This is a genomic window from Streptomyces sp. NPDC043861 (assembly GCF_056435905.1).
This window is the reverse complement of record NZ_JBWKDP010000001.1, coordinates 700,614-718,943: the sequence shown is the minus strand read 5'-3', so window position 1 is coordinate 718,943 and position 18,330 is coordinate 700,614. Positions and strand designations below refer to the sequence as shown.

At 70.8% G+C, this 18,330-nt stretch carries 17 protein-coding genes; 11 read left to right on the top strand and 6 right to left on the bottom strand.

Annotated features, from left to right (window positions below):
- The first annotated feature begins 95 nt into the window (after positions 1-95).
- The 7 genes from AC068D_RS02955 to AC068D_RS02925 all read left to right on the top strand — a co-directional run bounded on the left by AC068D_RS02955 (position 96) and on the right by AC068D_RS02925 (position 8,179).
- On the top strand, positions 96-1,424 hold the full coding sequence (locus AC068D_RS02955; RefSeq protein WP_478821133.1) for a 6-phospho-beta-glucosidase: 1,329 nt from the start codon (positions 96-98) through the stop codon (positions 1,422-1,424).
- 11 nt (positions 1,425-1,435) lie between these two features.
- Positions 1,436-4,555: an alpha-mannosidase gene (locus tag AC068D_RS02950; RefSeq protein ID WP_478821132.1), complete on the top strand. Its 3,120-nt coding sequence runs from the start codon at positions 1,436-1,438 to the stop codon at positions 4,553-4,555.
- Positions 4,556-4,625: 70 nt separating this feature from the next.
- On the top strand, positions 4,626-5,690 hold the full coding sequence (locus AC068D_RS02945) for an NAD-dependent epimerase/dehydratase family protein (protein WP_478821131.1): 1,065 nt from the start codon (positions 4,626-4,628) through the stop codon (positions 5,688-5,690).
- A complete protein-coding gene (locus tag AC068D_RS02940; protein ID WP_478821130.1) occupies positions 5,687-6,367 on the top strand; it encodes a glycosyltransferase family 2 protein in 681 nt (226 codons plus the stop codon). The genes AC068D_RS02945 and AC068D_RS02940 overlap by 4 nt, the downstream gene beginning before the upstream one ends.
- Positions 6,364-6,990 carry a TIGR04282 family arsenosugar biosynthesis glycosyltransferase gene (locus AC068D_RS02935; RefSeq protein ID WP_478821129.1) on the top strand — a complete coding sequence of 209 codons (627 nt, stop codon included), beginning with the start codon at positions 6,364-6,366 and terminating at the stop codon, positions 6,988-6,990. The genes AC068D_RS02940 and AC068D_RS02935 overlap by 4 nt, the downstream gene beginning before the upstream one ends.
- Positions 6,987-7,673 carry a methyltransferase domain-containing protein gene (locus AC068D_RS02930; protein WP_478821128.1) on the top strand — a complete coding sequence of 229 codons (687 nt, stop codon included), beginning with the start codon at positions 6,987-6,989 and terminating at the stop codon, positions 7,671-7,673. The genes AC068D_RS02935 and AC068D_RS02930 overlap by 4 nt, the downstream gene beginning before the upstream one ends.
- A complete protein-coding gene (locus AC068D_RS02925) occupies positions 7,670-8,179 on the top strand; it encodes a mycothiol transferase (RefSeq protein ID WP_478821127.1) in 510 nt (169 codons plus the stop codon). Before AC068D_RS02930 ends, AC068D_RS02925 begins: the two co-directional genes overlap by 4 nt.
- Positions 8,180-8,255: 76 nt before the next feature.
- Here AC068D_RS02925 and AC068D_RS02920 read toward each other — a convergent pair whose 3' ends face one another.
- From AC068D_RS02920 to AC068D_RS02910, 3 genes are all read right to left on the bottom strand, one after another.
- The gene (locus AC068D_RS02920) at positions 8,256-9,173 is read right to left on the bottom strand and encodes an endonuclease/exonuclease/phosphatase family protein (RefSeq protein WP_478821126.1); all 918 of its coding nucleotides are present in this window, start codon (positions 9,171-9,173) and stop codon (positions 8,256-8,258) included.
- A 186-nt stretch (positions 9,174-9,359) separates the two neighbouring features.
- Positions 9,360-9,821: a hypothetical protein gene (locus AC068D_RS02915; RefSeq protein ID WP_478821125.1), complete on the bottom strand. Its 462-nt coding sequence runs from the start codon at positions 9,819-9,821 to the stop codon at positions 9,360-9,362.
- Positions 9,821-10,972, bottom strand: a complete 1,152-nt coding sequence (locus AC068D_RS02910; protein ID WP_478821124.1) for a molybdopterin-dependent oxidoreductase — start codon at positions 10,970-10,972, stop codon at positions 9,821-9,823. The genes AC068D_RS02915 and AC068D_RS02910 overlap by 1 nt, the downstream gene beginning before the upstream one ends.
- A gap of 113 nt (positions 10,973-11,085) precedes the next feature.
- On the opposite strand from AC068D_RS02910, the gene AC068D_RS02905 reads away from it, so the two are divergent.
- The 3 genes from AC068D_RS02905 (at position 11,086) to AC068D_RS02895 (ending at position 15,615) form a co-directional block, all read left to right on the top strand.
- Positions 11,086-12,537: a glycosyltransferase 87 family protein gene (locus AC068D_RS02905; protein WP_478821123.1), complete on the top strand. Its 1,452-nt coding sequence runs from the start codon at positions 11,086-11,088 to the stop codon at positions 12,535-12,537.
- 21 nt (positions 12,538-12,558) lie between these two features.
- Positions 12,559-13,524, top strand: a complete 966-nt coding sequence (locus AC068D_RS02900) for a MerR family transcriptional regulator (RefSeq protein ID WP_478821122.1) — start codon at positions 12,559-12,561, stop codon at positions 13,522-13,524.
- A gap of 189 nt (positions 13,525-13,713) precedes the next feature.
- The gene (locus AC068D_RS02895) at positions 13,714-15,615 is read left to right on the top strand and encodes a M64 family metallopeptidase (protein WP_478821121.1); all 1,902 of its coding nucleotides are present in this window, start codon (positions 13,714-13,716) and stop codon (positions 15,613-15,615) included.
- A gap of 10 nt (positions 15,616-15,625) precedes the next feature.
- Here the strand turns inward: AC068D_RS02895 and AC068D_RS02890 are convergent, their stop codons facing one another.
- The 3 genes from AC068D_RS02890 to AC068D_RS02880 form a co-directional block, all read right to left on the bottom strand.
- Positions 15,626-16,438 carry an SAM-dependent methyltransferase gene (locus tag AC068D_RS02890; protein ID WP_478821120.1) on the bottom strand — a complete coding sequence of 271 codons (813 nt, stop codon included), beginning with the start codon at positions 16,436-16,438 and terminating at the stop codon, positions 15,626-15,628.
- A gap of 118 nt (positions 16,439-16,556) precedes the next feature.
- Positions 16,557-16,793, bottom strand: coding sequence for a DUF397 domain-containing protein (locus AC068D_RS02885; protein ID WP_478821119.1), 237 nt, complete (start codon positions 16,791-16,793; stop codon positions 16,557-16,559).
- Positions 16,794-17,654, bottom strand: a complete 861-nt coding sequence (locus tag AC068D_RS02880) for a helix-turn-helix domain-containing protein (RefSeq protein ID WP_478821118.1) — start codon at positions 17,652-17,654, stop codon at positions 16,794-16,796.
- 212 nt (positions 17,655-17,866) lie between these two features.
- Between AC068D_RS02880 and AC068D_RS02875 the strand changes: the two genes are divergently transcribed.
- On the top strand, positions 17,867-18,325 hold the full coding sequence (locus AC068D_RS02875) for an ATP-binding protein (protein WP_478821117.1): 459 nt from the start codon (positions 17,867-17,869) through the stop codon (positions 18,323-18,325).
- The last annotated feature ends 5 nt before the right edge of the window (positions 18,326-18,330 follow it).

Below are 18,330 nucleotides of genomic sequence, written 5' to 3'. Positions count from 1 at the left end.
AGCGTTGGTACGGGTACCGGAGCACGGCGTACCCGTATGCCGGCGTACCCGTGTACCGGTTGAGTACCCGGCCACGGAACGAGGAGGGGCACGGGATGAGGCTGACGATTCTCGGCGGCGGGGGATTTCGTGTGCCACTGGTGTACGGCGCACTGCTCGGCGACCGTGCCGAGGGCCGGGTCACCCACGTCACCCTCCACGATCCGGACTCCGCCCGGCTCGGCGCCGTCGCCCGTGTGCTCGCCGAGCAGGCCGCCGGCATCGCGGACGCGCCGTCGCTCACCGTCGCCACCGACCTCGACGAGGCCCTGCGCGGCGCCGACTTCGTCTTCTCCGCGATCCGGGTGGGGGGCCTGGAGGGCCGGACGGCCGACGAGCGGATCGCCCTCGACGCGGGTGTGCTGGGGCAGGAGACCGTCGGAGCAGGCGGTATCGCCTACGGGCTGCGGACCGTGCCGGTCGCCATGGCCATCGCCCGCAGGGTCGCCGAGCTGGCGCCCGACGCCTGGGTCATCAACTTCACCAATCCGGCAGGGCTGGTCACCGAGGCCATGTCCCGGCTGCTCGGCGACCGGGTCATCGGCATCTGCGACTCCCCCATCGGGCTCGGACGGCGCGTCGCCCGGGCCGTCGGAGCCGATCCCGGCACGGCATGGGTCGACTACGTCGGCCTCAACCACCTCGGCTGGCTGCGGGGACTCCGGGTGGCCGGACGCGACCAACTCCCCCGGCTGCTCGCCGACCCCGCCGCCCTCGGCTCGTTCGAGGAGGGCCGGCTCTTCGGCGCCGACTGGCTGCGCTCGCTGGGCGCGGTCCCCAACGAGTACCTGCACTACTACTACTTCAACCGCGAGACCGTGCGGGCCTACCGTGCCGCGACGCGGACCCGGGGTGCCTTCCTGCGCGACCAGCAGTCGGCCTTCTACGCGAACCCGTCCCTCAGGACATGGGAGCAGACCCTCGCCGAGCGGGAGGCCACGTACATGGCGGACAACCGCGAGGCATCAGGGGCCGGCGAACGCGCCGCCGCCGACGTCGGGTCCGGTGGCTACGAGAGGGTCGCTCTCGCGCTGATGCGTGCCATCGCCCGCGACGAACGCACCACTCTCATCCTCAACGTCCGCAACCGGACGACCCTTTCGGTGCTGGACGAGGACGCGGTGATCGAGGTGCCCTGTCTGGTGGATGCCAACGGCGCCCGTCCGTGCGCGACCGACCCGCTCCCGTACCACGCGGTCGGTCTCGTCACCTCGGTCAAGGCCGTCGAGCGCGAGGTGCTCGCGGCGGCGGACAGCGGCTCGCGCGCGACGGCCGTCAAGGCCTTCGCCCTGCACCCCCTCGTGGATTCGGTCGCCGTCGCACACAGGCTCCTCGACGGCTACCTGGAAGAGCACCCCGGCCTCGCCTATCTCAACCGGAAGTAGGTGTCTGCCAGATGCACGACGAACGCCGGAGGATCGAGCAGCGCGTCGAGCGCGTCCTGGACCAACGGATCCGTCCGCTGATCCACTCGGACACCGTGCCCCTGACGGTGGAGGCATGGCAGGTGCCGGACGAACCGGTGCCGTTCGAGGAGGCGAGGAGCGCCGCGTACGAGCCGTTCGAGATGGGCACCCGGTGGGGGCCGCCCTGGGGTACGACCTGGTTCCGGGTGCACGGCGATGTGCCCGCGGAGTGGGCGGGGCGCAAGGTGGAGGCCTGGTTCGACCTGGGCTTCGTCAGCAGCTGGCCGGGCAACCAGGCCGAGGCGCTGGTTCATCTGCCCGACGGCACCCCCGTCAAGGCGGTCAACCCACAGAACCAGCACATCCCCGTGGCCTCCTCCGCGGCCGGCGGCGAGCATGTCGCGTTTCTCGTCGAGGCCGCGTCCAACCCGGACATCCTCGCCGATCGCTTCCGCCACCCGACCCCGCTGGGTGACAAGCGCACCGCGGGCAGTGCGCCGCTCCACACCTTCGCACGCGCCGACCTCGCCGTTCTCGACGAACAGGTCTGGCATCTGTCGCTGGACATGGAGGTGTTGCGGGAGCTGATGCTGGAGCTCGACGAACACGATCCGCGGCGCCACGAGATCATGCACGCCCTGGACCGGGCGCTGGACGCGCTCGACCTGGACGACATTCCGGGGACGGCCCCCCGGACCCGAAGCCTCCTCGAGGGCGCCCTGTCACGGCCCGCGCACGCCGGCGCGCACACGATCTCGGCCGTGGGGCACGCGCACATCGACAGCGCCTGGCTCTGGCCGGTCCGGGAGACCAGGCGCAAGGCCGCCCGGACGTTCGCCAATGTCACCGCCCTGGCCAAGGACTACCCCGAGTTCGTCTTCGCCTGCTCGCAGGCCCAGCAGTACGCCTGGGTGCGTGACGGCCATCCGCAGCTGTGGTCCAGGATCCAGGAGGCGGTGAGGAACGGGCAGTGGGCACCGGTCGGCGGCATGTGGGTGGAGGCCGACGGCAATCTGCCCGGCGGCGAGGCGCTGGCCCGCCAGTTCGTGCACGGCAAGCGCTTCTTCCTCGACGAGTTCGGGATCGAGACGGAGGGCGTCTGGCTGCCGGACTCGTTCGGGTACACGGCCGCCTATCCGCAGCTGGCCAAACTCGCGGGAATGAAGTGGTTCCTGACCCAGAAGCTGTCCTGGAACCAGACCAACAAGCTGCCCCATCACACCTTCTGGTGGGAGGGCATCGACGGCTCCCGCGTCTTCACGCACTTCCCGCCGGTCGACACCTACAACGTCGTGTTCTCCGGCCGGGAGATGGCGCACGCGGTGCGCAACTACCAGGAGAAGGGCCGGGGTACGCGATCGCTGGCACCGTTCGGCCACGGCGACGGCGGGGGCGGTCCGAACCGGGAGATGCTCGAGCGGGCACGGCGCCTGGCCGACCTGGAGGGTTCGGCGAAGGTCGTGATCGAGCATCCGAACGCGTTCTTCGCGGCGGCACAGGCCGAGTACCCGGACGCGCCCGTGTGGTCGGGCGAGCTCTATCTGGAGCTGCACCGGGCGACGTACACCTCGCAGGCCCGTACCAAACAGGGGAATCGTCGCAGTGAACACGCGCTGCGGGAGACGGAGTTGTGGGCGACGGCGGCGGCGCTGCGCGTGCCCGGGTACACGTATCCGTACGCGGAACTGGACCGGCTGTGGAAGTCGGTGCTGCTGCACCAGTTCCACGACATCCTGCCGGGTTCGTCGATCGCGTGGGTGCATCAGGAGGCCGAGGCGGAGTACGCACGGATCGCGGCGGAGCTGGAGGCGCTGACGGCGCAGGCTCTGGAGGCGGTGGCGGGCGCCGGTCCTGCCGCTCCCTGGGTGTTCAACGCCGGTCCGCGCGACCGTGCGGAGGTGGTACGGGTGCCGGCCGCGCTGGCCGGCATCCTCGACCCGGACCTCCCCCGGCTGTCGGACGGCTCGGCCGCGCTTTTCGTCGAGGTGCCCGCCTCCGGCTGCGCCCGCGTCACGTCCGACGCCCCGGCGCAGCGGCCCGTCACGGTCGCAGGACACCGGGTGCTGGACAACGGGCTCGTCAGGGTGGAGCTCGCGGCAGACGGCACCCTCGCCTCCGTACGGGATCTGGTCGCGGACCGTGAAGTCCTGGCCCCGGGCAGCAAGGGCAATCTGCTGCGGCTGCACAGCGATCTGCCCAACTATTGGGACGCCTGGGACATCGACAAGCACTATCTGGGCCGCTACCGCGATCTTCTGGAAGGCGCCGTGGTCACGGTCGCCGAGAACGACCCCCTGCTGGGCGCACTGCGTGTGGAGCGGGCCTTCGGCAAGGGTTCGCGGATCGTGCAGACGGTGACGGTACGCGCCGGCAGCCGGCGGATCGACATCGGCACCGAGATCGACTGGCACGAGGCCGAGAAGATCCTCAAGGCGGCCTTTCCTCTCGATGTGCACGCCGACCGGTCCGCCGCCGAGATCCAGTTCGGCCATGTGCACCGGCCCACGCACACCAACACCAGCTGGGAGGCGGCCCGTTTCGAGGTGTACGGACACCGCTGGGTGCACATCGGCGAGCCGGGCTACGGTGTCGCACTGATCAACGACGCGACCTACGGCCACGATGTCTCCCGTACGACCCGCGAGGACGACGGCGGTACGACCACCACGGTCCGGCTCAGTCTGGTGCGCGCACCACGCGTGCCCGACCCGGGGGCCGACCAGGGCACCCACCGTTTCACCTACTCCCTGCTGCCGGGCGCGACGATCCAGGACGCGGTGGCGGAGGGATACGCGCTCAATCTGCCGCTGCGGGTGGGGCCGGGCGGTGCGGAGCTGACACCGCTGGTGACGACGGACGGGCCCTCGGCCGTGATCGAGGCGGTGAAGCTCGCCGACGACGCCTCCGGCGATGTGGTCGTCCGGCTCTACGAGTCACTGGGCGGCCGGGCGACGACGACTCTCCGCACGGGATTCACGGTAGGTGCGGCAACAGTGACGGATCTGCTGGAGCGTCCTCTGGACGAACCTCCGCTCACCGTCGACGGCGGCGCGGTGAGCCTGTCGCTGCGTCCGTTCCAGATCCTGACCGTACGGCTGACGCGGGAGTAGTCCTTACGGACCTGTGACGCCGCAGCGTGGAACGGGAGCGGATCGTGATCCTCGCCGTAGCGTCGGTGACATGCGAGTTCTTGTCACTGGAGGCGCGGGATTCATCGGCACGCAGATCGTATCCGCCCTCGCCGCGCGCGGCCACGATCCGGTCGTCCTCGATGCCCTGCTCCCGGCCGCCCACCCCGGCCCCCCTTCCTCCGTCTCCGGGCCGGTCCCCGGTGACGTCCACGCGGACGTCCGTGACCGCGCCACGGTCGCACGGGCACTGCGCGGTGTGGACGCGGTCTGCCACCAGGCGGCGATGGTCGGCCTCGGCAAGGACTTCGCCGACGCCCCGGACTACGTCTCCTGCAACGACCTCGGCACGGCCGTGCTGCTCGCGGCGATGGCGGAGGCCGGGGTCCGCGATCTGGTGCTCGCCGGATCGATGGTCGTGTACGGAGAGGGGCGCTACGACTGTCCGGCGCACGGGAGGGTCCGTCCGGGGCCGCGCCCGGTCGCTGCCCTGGAGGCAGGCCGGTTCGAGCCCGGCTGCCCGCTCTGCGGGCGGGAGCTGACGCCCGGCCTGGTGGACGAGGACGCCCCGGCCGACCCGCGCAATGTGTACGCGACGACCAAACTCGCCCAGGAGCATCTGGCGGCGGCCTGGGCCCGGGCGACGGGCGGCCGGGCCCTCGCGCTGCGCTACCACAACGTGTACGGGCCGGGGATGCCGCGCGACACCCCGTACGCAGGCGTGGCCTCCTTCTTCCGCTCGGCGCTCGAACGGGGCGAGGCGCCGCGGATCTTCGAGGACGGACGGCAGCGGCGGGACTTCGTGCACGTGAGCGATGTCGCACACGCCAATGTGATGGCGCTCGAGGCGGTCGGCGTCCGCGAGCCGGGTGCCTTCACCGCCTACAACACGGGCAGCGGCACCCCCCACACCGTCGGGGAGATGGCGGCCGCGCTGGCGGCGGCGCACGGCGGCCCCGCGCCGGTGGTGACGGGCGAGTTCCGGCTCGGCGACGTGCGGCACATCACCGCCGACTCACGGCGGCTGAAGGCCGACCTGGGCTGGCATCCGGCGGTCGGCTTCACCGAGGGGATGACCGAGTTCGCGACGGTGGGACTGCGGGGTACGACCGTATGAATGTCACCGCGGATGTGGTCCTGCCCTGCCTGGACGAGGCCGAGGCGCTCCCCTGGGTCCTGGCACGGATCCCCCGGGGCTGGAGGGCGGTCGTCGTCGACAACGGATCGACCGACGGGTCGGCGGAAATCGCCCGGTCGCTCGGCGCGACCGTGGTCCATGAGCAGCGCCGTGGTTTCGGCGCCGCCTGCCACGCGGGACTGCTGGCAGCCGAAGCGGACTACGTCTGTTTCTGCGACTGCGACGCCTCGCTGGATCCGGGTCTGCTTCCGGATCTGGTACGACGGGTCGCGGACGGCGAGGCGGATCTGGTGCTCGGGCGCCGGCGACCGCAGGTGCGCGGCGCGTGGCCCCTTCACGCCCGCGCCGGGAACCTTGCGCTGGCCCGGATGATGCGCCGTCGCACGGGACTCGGGCTGCGTGATCTGGGTCCTCTGCGCGCCGCACGCCGCAAGGACCTCCTCGGCCTCGGTCTGACCGACCGACGCAGCGGCTACCCCCTGCAGATGGTGATGCGCGCCGCGGACGCGGGGTGGCGGGTCGGCGAGGTCGACGTGCCGTATCTGCCGAGGGCGGGGCGGTCGAAGGTCACCGGAACCTGGCGGGGCACCTGGCAGGCGGTGCACGACATGCGAAAGGTGCTCATGGAGGAAGCAGCCGTGGGGAGCGCGTCATGACCACACTCATGGTGATCGCGAAGGAACCGCTGCCGGGTCGCGTCAAGACCCGGCTCACCCCGTCCTACACACCCCAGGAGGCCGCGGCGCTGGCCGAGGCCGCCCTCGTCGACACCCTGGAGGCGGTGCGGGCCACGGAGCGGGCGACACGGCGGGTCCTGGTGCTCGCCGGAACGCCGGGACGCTGGCTGCCGTCCGGTATCGAGGTCGTGCCGCAGATCGCGGGGAGCCTCGACGAACGGCTGGCCGCTGCGTTCGCCGCGTGTGCGGGGCCTGCGCTGCTCATCGGCATGGACACCCCTCAGGTGACGCCTCAACTGCTCGCCCGGGGACTGGAACTGACGGAGTGCGGGGCCGCGTTCGGGCCCGCCGCGGACGGGGGCTTCTGGGCGCTCGGTCTGGCGGAGCCCGATCCGGCCCTGGTGTCGGGGGTGCCGATGTCCGTGCCCGAAACGGGCGCTCTGCAACGGCGGCGGCTGGTCGAGGCCGGGCTGGCGGTGTGTGATCTGCCCGTGCTGATGGACGTCGACACACCCGCGGACGCCCGGCTGGTGGCGGACGGCGCGCCGGGCGGCCGGTTCGCCGCGGAGGTCGCCCGGCTGGCGCGGACGGGGGCACGGTGAGCGTCACGACGGCGTGGCGGGCCGACCCGTACACCGACGCGCTGCGCACCGGACGCGGCCCGTTGTTCCTGCGCCGTACCGACGGCTGGCTGCTGCCCCTGGAGGTCGAACGCTGGTGCGCGGCCCCGGACGACGCCGACCGCACCGTGCTGGAGCGCTGCCGCGGTCCGGTCCTCGACATCGGCTGCGGGCCCGGACGACTGGTGGCCGCACTGGCGGAGCTGGGGCGGCCGACCCTCGGAGTGGACGTCAGCCCGGCCGCCGTGGCGCGAGCGGTGCGCTCCGGCGGCAGCGCGCTGTGCCGCTCGGTCTTCGATCCGCTCCCGAAGGAGGGCAGTTGGGGCACGGCGCTGCTGATCGACGGCAATATCGGCATCGGCGGCGACCCTCGTGCACTGCTGTCCCGGGTCGCCGGGCTCATCGCCCCGGACGGCCTGCTCATAGCCGAGGCCGCGCCGGTGGAGGTGGACGAACGTGTCGACGTCCGGGTGGCCGACGGCGGCGGAGCCCTGGGGGCGCCTTTCCCATGGGCCAGAGTGGGCACCAGCGCCCTGGTCGCCCATGCCAGGGCGACGGGGTGGGCGCGCGCGGAGCCGTGGACGGCCGGCGGGCGTACGTTCGTGTGCCTGTCCCGTGGTGTCGGCCCTCGCTGCACCGAGGTGCACGGTTCACTCGTCGTATGAACACGGCAGATGTGCTGACGGACGCCTTCGAACGCATCCGGGAGGTGGTGCACGACACGGTCGGGGGGCTGGAGGTGACGGATCTCCATGCCCGGCTCGACCTCGATGCCAACACCATCGCCTGGCTGGTGTGGCACCTCACCCGCATCCAGGACGACCATGTCGCCGACGCGGCCGGCCGGGAGCAGGTGTGGTCGGCGCAGGGCTGGGCGGACCGATTCGGTCTCCCCTTCGACGAGAGCGAGACCGGTTACGGTCACTCGCGTGAACAGGTCGCCGCGGTCCGGGTCGAATCGGCCGAGCTGCTGCTCGGCTACTTCGACGCCGTTCACGCGGCGACGGTGGAGTACGTCCGTGGTCTGAAGGGCGCCGCGCTGAACCGGGTCGTGGACGACGCGTGGTCGCCGCCGGTGACCCTGGGCGTCCGGCTGGTGAGCGTCATCGCCGACGATCTCCAGCACGCCGGCCAGGCGGCCTTCGTCCGGGGCGCGCTCGAGCGCCGCTGAGCCGGCGTGTCAGGACCGGCTCCCGGCTCCCGGCTCCCGGCTCCCGGCGACTGTCACCGGACAGGTGCCGGGATCCTCATTCGGAACGGACGGTGAAGGCGAACCTCACGGTCTGTGGGTGGTGATCCGACAACGGCTTTCCCCGGGAGTCCAGGAACCGGTCGTGCTCGTTGCCGTAGTACGTCGCGTTCAGCGTCACGTTCCCGCCGCTGCGGTAGAAGATCTTGTCGACGACCTCGCACTCGGCGGAGTCCTTGCACAGGGGCGCGTCGTCGTCCACCTCGGGCGTCGTACCGTCCTTCACCAGCTGCACCCAGGGGTCGGCGAGGCCGTTGTCGTCGCGCAGCTCCCGGATGCTGTCACCGGACCGGGTGTAGCGGCTGTTGGTGTCGCCCATGACGATGACCGCCCGGCCGGCGGAGTGCTTCTTGATGTAACCGGACAGCTGGGCGATGTTGTCCCGCCGTACGCGCAGCTTCTTCTCGGTGTTGGAGCCCGCGTTCATATGGGCGTTGTAGAGGTCGAGCGTGGCTCCGCCGGGAAGTTCGAGCTGGAGATACGTGAAGCCTTTGGGCGTCAGGCAGTTGGGATCGGTGCACCGGTTCCATGTCACTCGGTCGAGCTTCCTCAGTCGGAAGTCGGACAGGGTGTTGAGCCCGTCCGAGAAAGGCACACCGGGCACCCACACGGGAACGGACGGAGTCGTCCGGTGGGGATGCTCGTCGTGCTTGATCAGATCGGCGTGATAGGCGAAGTCCTCCTGGACGTTGACCAGGTCGTAGGCGTTGATGCGCGAGGAGATCTTCTTCGTGTTGACCGCGGGTCTGCTGCCGGAGAGGGGTTCGGGAAGTCCGGCGACGTTGTACGTCAGCACGCTGAAGGTCCCGGTGGTCGCAGCGGGCGGGGTGGCCTCCGCGTACGTGGCCGGGCTCAGGACCAGGGTCGTAGCGGCGGCCAGTAAGCCCGCGGCGAGCACATTCCTCTTGCTGGTCATCGGTCGTCCGGACACAACTCTGCCCTTCTGAGGGGGGATTGGGCGGGACACAGGCCGTGCCGATCACCATGCCCCCGGCAACTGCCGTCCACTGGCGCTGTCCGGTCGGCCGGGCGATCGTTCCGTGAGTCGGCAGGGCGAGCCGACGATACCCGCGGTGTTCCTCCGTTACCAGAGCGCGGCCGGTCAGGACTTGCCCGAGCCCGCCGTCCGGGTCCTCTCCTCCCGGCGGGCACGGCGGCGCCCCGCACGCCCCGACAGCGCCCGCCCGACACGTGGCAGCAGCAGCGCCGTGGCGGTCAGAGCAACGACCGCACCCAGCGTCAGCAGCCAGTTGCGGAGATAGTCCAGCGGCAGGGCCGAAGGGTTCGTCGGCGCTCCCGGGCGCAGCAGGGGTGGAAGGGCCACCAGCGTCAGGGAGCCGCAGACGATCAGTGCCGCCCGGATCGTGCCGCGAGCGGGGAGGGCCGCCACCAGGAAGCCGACAGCAATGACGAGCGGCGCGACGAGTCCGTCGTGCAGCACGACCGCTCCGGCGAGCCACACCACCACCTCCCACGGGTCCCTCACACCACCCGCGCCGAACAGCAGCCAGGCGCCGAAACCCATCAGTCCGGCGCCCACGACGCCCACGACGAAGCGGAGCATCACAGCACCTCCAGCCGGCTGACCCACTTGGTCTGCAGCACTCCGGGCCGGTTGGGGGCGATGATGCGCGCGGGGAATCCGTGATCGGGTGAGAGGATCTCGCCGTTGAGCCGCAGCGCAAGCAGTGTCAGAGGGTCACGTGCGTAGCCCCGGCCCATCTCCATGATCCGGTAGGCGCCGCGTCGCTCCAGCGAGACCACTCGCAGCAGCGCCCCGGGCGGCGCGGCCGCCCGGTCCAGCAGATCCCGGATGCGTACGCCCGTCCATTCGGCCGACTTGCTCCAGCCTTCGACACAGGCGATCGGCAGGGTCACGGTGTGCTGGGGCATGGCCCGGAGCTCGTCCAGCGAGAGTTCGTAAGGGCGCGGGCCGGCCACCGTCAGCCGCCAGCGTCCGGCCGAGACGCCGGTGACCCCGGCCGCGGCGGCGGTGCGGTTGACCGGCAGTCCCTGCGGACCGTGGTCCGGGTGACGGGGGGCCAGCAGATCGAAGCGCTTCAGCGGGGTGAGCGACTGGCCCACCGTGACGAGGGTGACCGCGCCCACGGCCGCGGCGACACCGGCCAGGAACGAGCGCCGGTCCGGCTGGTCCTCCGCCGGAAGCTCCAGGGTTCCGGGCGAGCGACGGCTCCAGTGCGCGGTGATCGCGGGTGCCTTCACCGCGATGTGCAGCAGCAGCGCGCCCGCCAGCACCCAGGCGACCGCGTAGTGCACCGGTACGAACGAGAACGGCCACGGATACCACTGCACAATGTTCAGCAACCCGCTGAACAGCTGGAACACGGCCGCTGCCACCAGGACCGCCACCGAAAGCCGCTCCAGTGCATGTCGTACGGAGCGGGCGGGGGGCCAGACGAAGAGCCGCGGATAGACCGTCCACAGCTTCGCCATGAGCAGCGGGATCGCCGCGATGCCGCTCGCGACGTGCAGTCCCTGCGTCAGCCGGTATCCCCAGACGGGCCTGGGCGGAAGCACTGGCTGCAACCAGTCCGGTGGCTTCTGCAGGAAATGGCTGATCAGCCCGGTCAGGAAACACACGGCGATCGCGGCACCGAGCCAGCGGCCGATGGCGGTGGCGGTACGCGGATCGTGGAGCCGGCCCCTGAAGGACGGCAATGGCGGCCGGCGCAGGACCGGCAGTCGTGGCCTCATGTCTCCATGAGACCCCCGTAACCGGTGCCAGGGCCGGTCGGGACACCTTACGGATCGCTGACATCGGTGCGCGGTACACCGTCGGCCGGCCCCCCGGCTGCCACGCTGAACAGGTGATCAACCCACGAACCCTTGGCGCCGGCCTGCTGCTGGCCGGCCTCACCGGCACCCTGGCCCTGACCGTCCGGCAGGACTCCTTCTTCTCGGACCCCATCGGCCTGAGCTGGTGGTACGGGGCGTGCTGGCTGCTGTTCGCCCTGGCAGTGCTGTGTCTGCGGACGGCTCCGGCCCGCCACACCGTGGCGCTGGTGCTCGGTGGCTCGGTCGTCGTGGCGGCGACAGGGCTCCTCGCTCCCCCGCGCACCAGCACCGACATGTATCGCTATGCCTGGGACGGCCGGGTGCAGGCGGCCGGAATCTCGCCGTACGACCATGTGCCCGCCGATCCCGCGCTCACCGCGCTGCGCGACGGATGGCTCTTCCCCAAGGGAGCGGGCTGCGCGGGACCGGACCGGGTGCGGATCGCGGCGCCCGAGGACGGGTCGCGGGAGGTGCGGTGCACCCGGCTCAACAGGCCGGCCGTGCCCACCATCTACCCGCCGGTCGCGGAGGGTTACTTCCTGCTGGTCGACGTTCTCTCACCGCAGGGTGCCCGGCACAAGCCCCTGCAGACCGGCGGAGCGCTGCTGTCGGTCGGGGTGACCGCCGGACTGCTGGTGGTGCTGCGCCGACGGGGGGCCGACCCGCGTGGTGCGGCGTACTGGGCATGGTGCCCGGCGGTCCCGCTCGAAGCCGTCAACAACGCCCACGCCGACGTTCTGGGCGTGCTGCTCGGGGTCGCCGGCCTGGCCGCCGTCGTCCGTCACCGGGCCGCGGGAGGTGCACTTCTCGGTGCTGCGACGGCGACCAAACTGATGCCGGCGATGCTGCTGCCCGGCGCACTGGCCGGGGTGCGCAGATGGCGTGACGCGGCCGCGGTACTGCTGCCCGCGGCCGCGGTGGTCACCCTCGTCTATCTTCCGTATGCGCTGCTCTCCCGGGGTTCCGTCCTCGGATATCTCAGCGGCTATGTCGACGAGGAGGGCTACGGGGATGCCTCCGCACGCAGCCGGTACGCGCTGCTGCGTCTGGTGCTCCCGGACGACTGGGCGCCCTGGGTCATGGCGGCGGGCATGCTGTGCGCCGTCGGGTACGTGCTGCTGCGCGGCGACCCGGAGCGGCCGTGGAGCGGTGCCCTGCTCGTCATCGGCACCGCGTTTCTCCTGCTGACACCGCCCTATTCGTGGTACGCGCTGCTGCTGATCGCTCTCGTGGCCCTGGACGGCCGCTGGGAGTGGCTGACGGTGGCCGCCGCGGGCGCCGCCAAGTACGTCACCGGCCAGTCGGACGCCGATGCCTACATCGTGAGCGCCACCGCCTACGGGATCGCGGCGTGTGCGGTTCTCACGGGCTGCGTCCTGCGACGGGCACGCGGCCGCGGTGCCCGTCGAGACCGCACGGCCGCAGGGTCGCGCCAGAGCCGGGACGGTGACGTGGTTGACCTTGCCCCGGAGGGCAGGGTTTAGCGTCGGGGCCAGGAGGTGGGCATGCGGATAGGTGAACTTGCGCGTCGCGTCGGTGCGACGGCCAAGGCCGTGCGCTACTACGAGGCACTGGGCCTCATCCGGCCCCGGCGGCTGGCCAACGGCTACCGGGACTACGACGACGGTGATGTCCGGCTGGTGCAGGAGATCAGGACGCTCAGCCGGATGGGCATTCCCGTCGAGCGGACCCGGCCGTTCCTGGAGTGCCTGGCGGCGGGCGGGCGGCACTCCGACGACTGCCCGGCCTCGCTCGCGGGCTACCGGGACGCGATCGACGACCTGACCGCGCGCATCGAGGCGCTGACCGCGCGCCGCGCCGTCATGCTCACGCAACTGCGCAAGGCGGCCCACCGGGGCAGTGTCGCCCCGGCGACCGACGACGTCGGGAGTCACCTGCACGATCCCACCCGGCTGCCTGCCGGCCTGCCGGTACCCGGGGACGACGGGGCGGCCGGCCATCTGCCCGGTCTGGGCATGCCCCCCATCACTCTGCCCGGCACCTCGGGGGAGCAGATCCGCCTCGACCGGCCAGGTCCTGTCCGCGGTTGCGGCCGCACGGTGCTGTACATCTATCCGCTCACGGGCCGTCCGGACACCGATCTGCCCGAGGGCTGGGAGAGCATTCCCGGTGCGCGCGGCTGCACCGCCGAGGCCTGCGGCTTCCGCGACCATCACCAGGAGCTGCTCGCGGCGGGCGCCGAGCGGGTGTTCGGGCTGTCGAGCCAGGAACCCGCCTACCAGCAGGAGGTGGTCGAAAGGCTGGCCCTGCCGTACTCCATGCTGTCCGATCCCGCCCTGCGTCTGGCCGAGGCACTGGATCTGCCCACGTTCGACTTCGGCGGACAGACCCTGTTCAAACGGCTGACGCTGATTCTGCGCGACGGCGTGATCGAGCACGTCTTCTATCCTGTCTTCCCTCCTGATGCGCACGCCGGGCAGGTACTGGCCTGGCTCCGCGACAACGTCTGATCACCCGTCGGCGGACAGCCGGCCCGCTGGGAACTGGAGCGACGGACTCACCGGAGGCGGTCCGCGGGCATCTCCGCCAGGCGGATCACCCGCGCCCGCAGGTCGGTCCGACCAGGGGGCCGGACTCGGCTGGTTGGCCAACTCCGCTCTCTTTACGGCCCGTTGATCGCAGTCCTACGCTCCCGCCCCATGGACACCTCCGGCATTCGTCTTCCCAGAGCAGCTCTGGCGCTCGCCACCGCGGGCACCCTGCTCTTCGGTCTCATCGGCCCGGCGTCATCCGCGTCGGCCGCCGTTGCCGATGAGCCGGTGACCGAGAACGCCACCGTCGTGCCCGTCCAGACCACGGGCCCGGCCGACAAACGCTTCAACCTCGTCCTTCTCGGCGACGGTTACACCGCAGCCGAGAAGGACGAGTTCCGCGCCGATGTCGACAAGCACCTCAATGTGCTCTGGAGCACCGAGCCGTTCGCCTCGTACCGCTCGTACATCAATGTCTGGACGGTCGAGGTGCCGTCCCCCGACTCGGGTGTCGACTGCGATCCCTCGCTGGACGCGCCCCGTCGCAACACCCCGCTGAACATGGGCTTCTGGAACGGCTGCGATCCCGACAGCGTGCAGCGCCTGCTCACGGTCGACAGCGAGGCGGCCGTTGCACTCGCCGATCTGGTGGGCGGCACGACGAGCGCCAACCGTCAGATCGTGGCGCTCGGCAACAGCGCCACCTACGGCGGCGCCGGCGGTACGTATGCCACCGCCTCGGGCGGCAACGCCCTCTCCTCGCTCATCACCCCGCACGAGATAGGCCACTCGCTGGGCAAGCTGCAGGACGAGTACGACTACTACGCGCGCGGCGTCCCCGGCGGTACCCATCAGGACGGCGAGCCGTCCTCGGCCCATCACACACTGCTCACCGAACAGCAGATGCGTGAGCAGCGCGCGAAGTGGTGGCGCTGGCTGGGCGAGAAGAGCGAGTCGGGCGGTGTCATCGGCCGTCACGAGGGCGGGATGTACAGCACCAGGGGTGTCTGGCGGCCCAGCAAGCACTCGATCATGAAGACCCTCGGCTATGCATTCGACCAGGTCGGACGGGAGGTCATGGTCCAGGCGATCTCGGCGAAGGTGAATCTGGTCCAGGGCCATGCTCCGAACACCGCTCCGATCGGCACCGACCGGACGGTGTGGGTCGAGACGCTGCACCCGGTCGGCGGTGAACTCGATGTCGTCTGGCAGCTGGACGGGCGTCCGTTGCGCCGCATCGATGGCGCCCGCACCCTCGATCTGCGCCGGCTCGGAATCGAGCGGGGTACGCACACCCTCACGGCCACCGTCAGCGATCCGACTCCGTTCGTGCGCGACCCCGCAGTCCGTGCCTCGGCCGCGCTGACCCGTACGGTCGGCTGGACGGTCGACACCTCCGTACGTACCACGCACACACCGGCCCCGGGCGCCTTCACGGGACACACCGTCACCGACAGACCCCTCGGGGGCACGTCGGTCGTGTACGCCGACACGACCCACCCGACGGACCGGGCGTACGCAGTGCGCTGGTCGCTCGACGGCCGCCCCGTCCCGAACCCCGGCAACGACCGCGACCTGGATCTGGGCGCCCTGCGGCTGCGCCCCGGGACACACGTGCTCACGGCCGCGATCGCCGGCACGTCCGCCGTACTGCGCTGGACGGTGGACGCGACCCCCGCGCGCGGGTCGTACCGGCTGTCGGAGCCGCTGCGCACGGTGAACAGGCCCGGCAGGCCGCCCGAGTACGTCTACGACGGCCCGTTCACCATGCGGCTCAGCGCGCGCGACGACCAGTCCGGCACGGTGGTCTCGCAGTTCCGGGTGGACGGTGACGGCTGGTACACGTACTACGGCTGGCCGACGGACGCCGACGCACCGTTCCGGTTCACCCCGGGCGGAACGGTCATCGACGATCTGGTCTACGGCAAGCTCGGCACGGCTCGTGTCGTGCCCTGGGACGACGCCACGCCCGACTACGGCACCCACACGATCGAGCACCGCACCATCGACGCGGCCGGAAACGTCGGCAGGGCGACGAGTTTCCTCGTCACCCTGCTGCCCGGTGCCTGATCGACGGCGCCTACCGGGCTACGCGGGCGACCCCCGCGTAGCCCGGAATGGGGTCGTCACCCATGACGTCGACGGCCTCTCCGAGCTGCGGGTGCCACTCGGCGGTCAACGAGATGCCGGGATCGACGAGTTCGAGTCCCTCGAAGAAACGCGTGAACTCCTCGCGTGAGCGCAGACGCAGGGTGAGCCCGCGTGCCTTGTACATCGCGCGGGCCTGCGCCGCCTTCTCCGGGTCGAAGTCACCCGTCGTGTGGGACAGCACGAGGTGACTGCCGGGTGCGAGCTGCCGGACCAGCCGGTCCACCAGCTCGTACGCACCGTCCTCGTCGTCCACGAAGTGCAGCAGTGCGAGCAGCGACAGGGCGATCGGCTGCGAGAAGTCGAGGACCTTTCCCGCCGCCTCGAGGATCGACTCCGGTTCGCGGGCGTCGGCCTGGATGTACTCGGTGGCACCCTCCGGGGTGCTGCGGAGCAGGGCCTCGGCATGGGCGAGCACGATCGGGTCGTTGTCGCAGTAGACGATGCGGGACTCGGGGGCGACCTGCTGGGCGATCTGGTGGAGATTGGGCTCGGTGGGGATGCCCGTGCCGATGTCGAGGTACTGGCGTATGCCGTTCCTGCCGAGCCAGCGCGTCGCCCGGTGCATGAAGGCCCGGTTCACGCGGGCCATGTCCCGTCCGCGCGCGTCGAGCGCGAGGAGCTGCTTGGCCATCTCCTCGTCCACCGGGTAGTTGTCCTTGCCGCCGAGGAACCAGTCGTACATCCGGGCCGGGTGCGGCTTGCTGGTGTCGATCCGTGCGGAGGCGGGTTCCTGCCCGGTCATCTGACGTCTCCAGGGGTCTGCGACGGGTGTGCGACAAATGGACGAACGAACGCAACTGTACGCAATGCGCGGGCGGTTGATCCTGCCTGGGCTGAACCGGAAGCAGGAGCAGGGCCGGTCATGTCAGAAGAAAGTCCGCCTGACCGGACTTGGCCCCTTGGATGAAGGCGGCGATCTCACCGTGCGTGTAGATGAGGGCGGGGCCGTCAGGGTCTGCGGACTGGCGTACGGCAACCCTTCCGTCGGCCAGCTTCATCGCCTCGAAGCAGTTGCCGCCGTTGCCGCCGCTCCACGGCTTGTGCCACCCCTCGGAGCCGAGCTCCCGGGCAGGCATGCCGTTGTATATGCGATCCATTCACAGCTCCTTGCGGACACCCCGGAGGATGTCCTTCGTGCGTTGCGCGGTGGCGGCCTGGGCGGCCATGCGGTCCATGACCTCCAGGTGTGACGCCACCTCAGGGCGCGCGTCGAGGTAGACCGCGCCGGTCAGGTACTCGCTGTAGACCATGTCGGGCAGCTCGGGCACCGCGAACCTGAAGAGGACGAACGGTCCGTAGGTTCCGGGGTGCGGTCCGGTCGCGAACTCCGCGACCTGGAGGGTGACATGGGGAAGCTCGGCGGCCTCGAGAAGCCGGTCGATCTGAGCCCGCATCACCTCGGCACCACCGGCCGGCCGTCTCAGCACCGTCTCGTCGACGATCACCCAGAATCTGGGGGCATCGGACCTGTTGAGCAGTCCCTGTCGCTCCATGCGCAGAGCGACGTGCCGCTCGATGTCCTCGGCACTGGTGGCGCCGAGGGCTCCGCTGCGCATGACCGCGCGTGCGTAGTCCTCGGTCTGCAGCAGTCCCGGGACGAAGTGGGGCTCGTACGCCCGGATGAGGCTCGCGGCACCCTCCAGGCTGACGTACATGCTGAACCAGCCGGGCAGGACGTCGTGGAAGCGCTGCCACCAGCCAGGCTTGTTCGCATCCTCGGCGAGCTGGACGAAGCCCTCGGCCTCGTCGTCCGGAATACCGTACGCCCGCAGCAGGAGCTGCACATAGGGGATCTTCAGCGCGACCTCGGCCGTTTCCATCCGGCGGATGGTGGCCGGGGCCACTCGGAGAACCTTCGCGGCCTCCTCACGCTTGAGGCCGGCTCGCTCCCGCAGATCCTGCAGTCGCTTGCCCAGTACGACCTGTCCCACGGTGGGGGCGGACCGCGGCTCGCTCACTACAGACCTCCCCAGCGCCCTGTTCTCGATGTCACGACGAGTGTGCCATGCCACTCTCCCCCAGCACCCGACACTCTGCAATTTTCAGAGTGCCCCTTGCCAAGTGTCTTGTTCGGGTGGAGAGTGAGTCGGTGAACCAGTTCACGAGGCTGCCGCGCTCTGCCCGGGGAGAGGCGCGCACGGCACCGCTTCCCCACCGTGAAGGATTGGTCGTGGCTCCTGGTAACGCGCGTAGCACTCAGCTCGCTGCCTCGTACCCCATGTCCGCGATCCGCCGTTTCGGCTTCGAGCTGCCCGGTCGTACCGACTCGGTCGCGCGGGCACGGCGCCTCATACATGAGCGGATGCAACGCTGGGGCATAGGAGGGGACCATCTCGACACCATCGCGCTGATCGCGTCCGAACTGTTCACCAACGCCGTCGTGCACACCGCGAGCGAGCGCGTCCTGTGCGAACTGCGCGACGCGGAGGGTCAGTTGCGCATAGCGGTGCAGGACCAGGGCTGCCCGCCCAGCGAGCCGCGACTGCGGCACGTGGCGGCGGAGGAGCGCGGGCGGGGACTGCTGCTGGTGGATGCCGTGAGCAGCGCCTGGGGGGCGCACGACGCCCAGCCGGGGCCGGGCCGCATCGTCTGGGCAGAGCTCGCGCTCGGCGCGGGGCGTCCGTGCTGAGGACG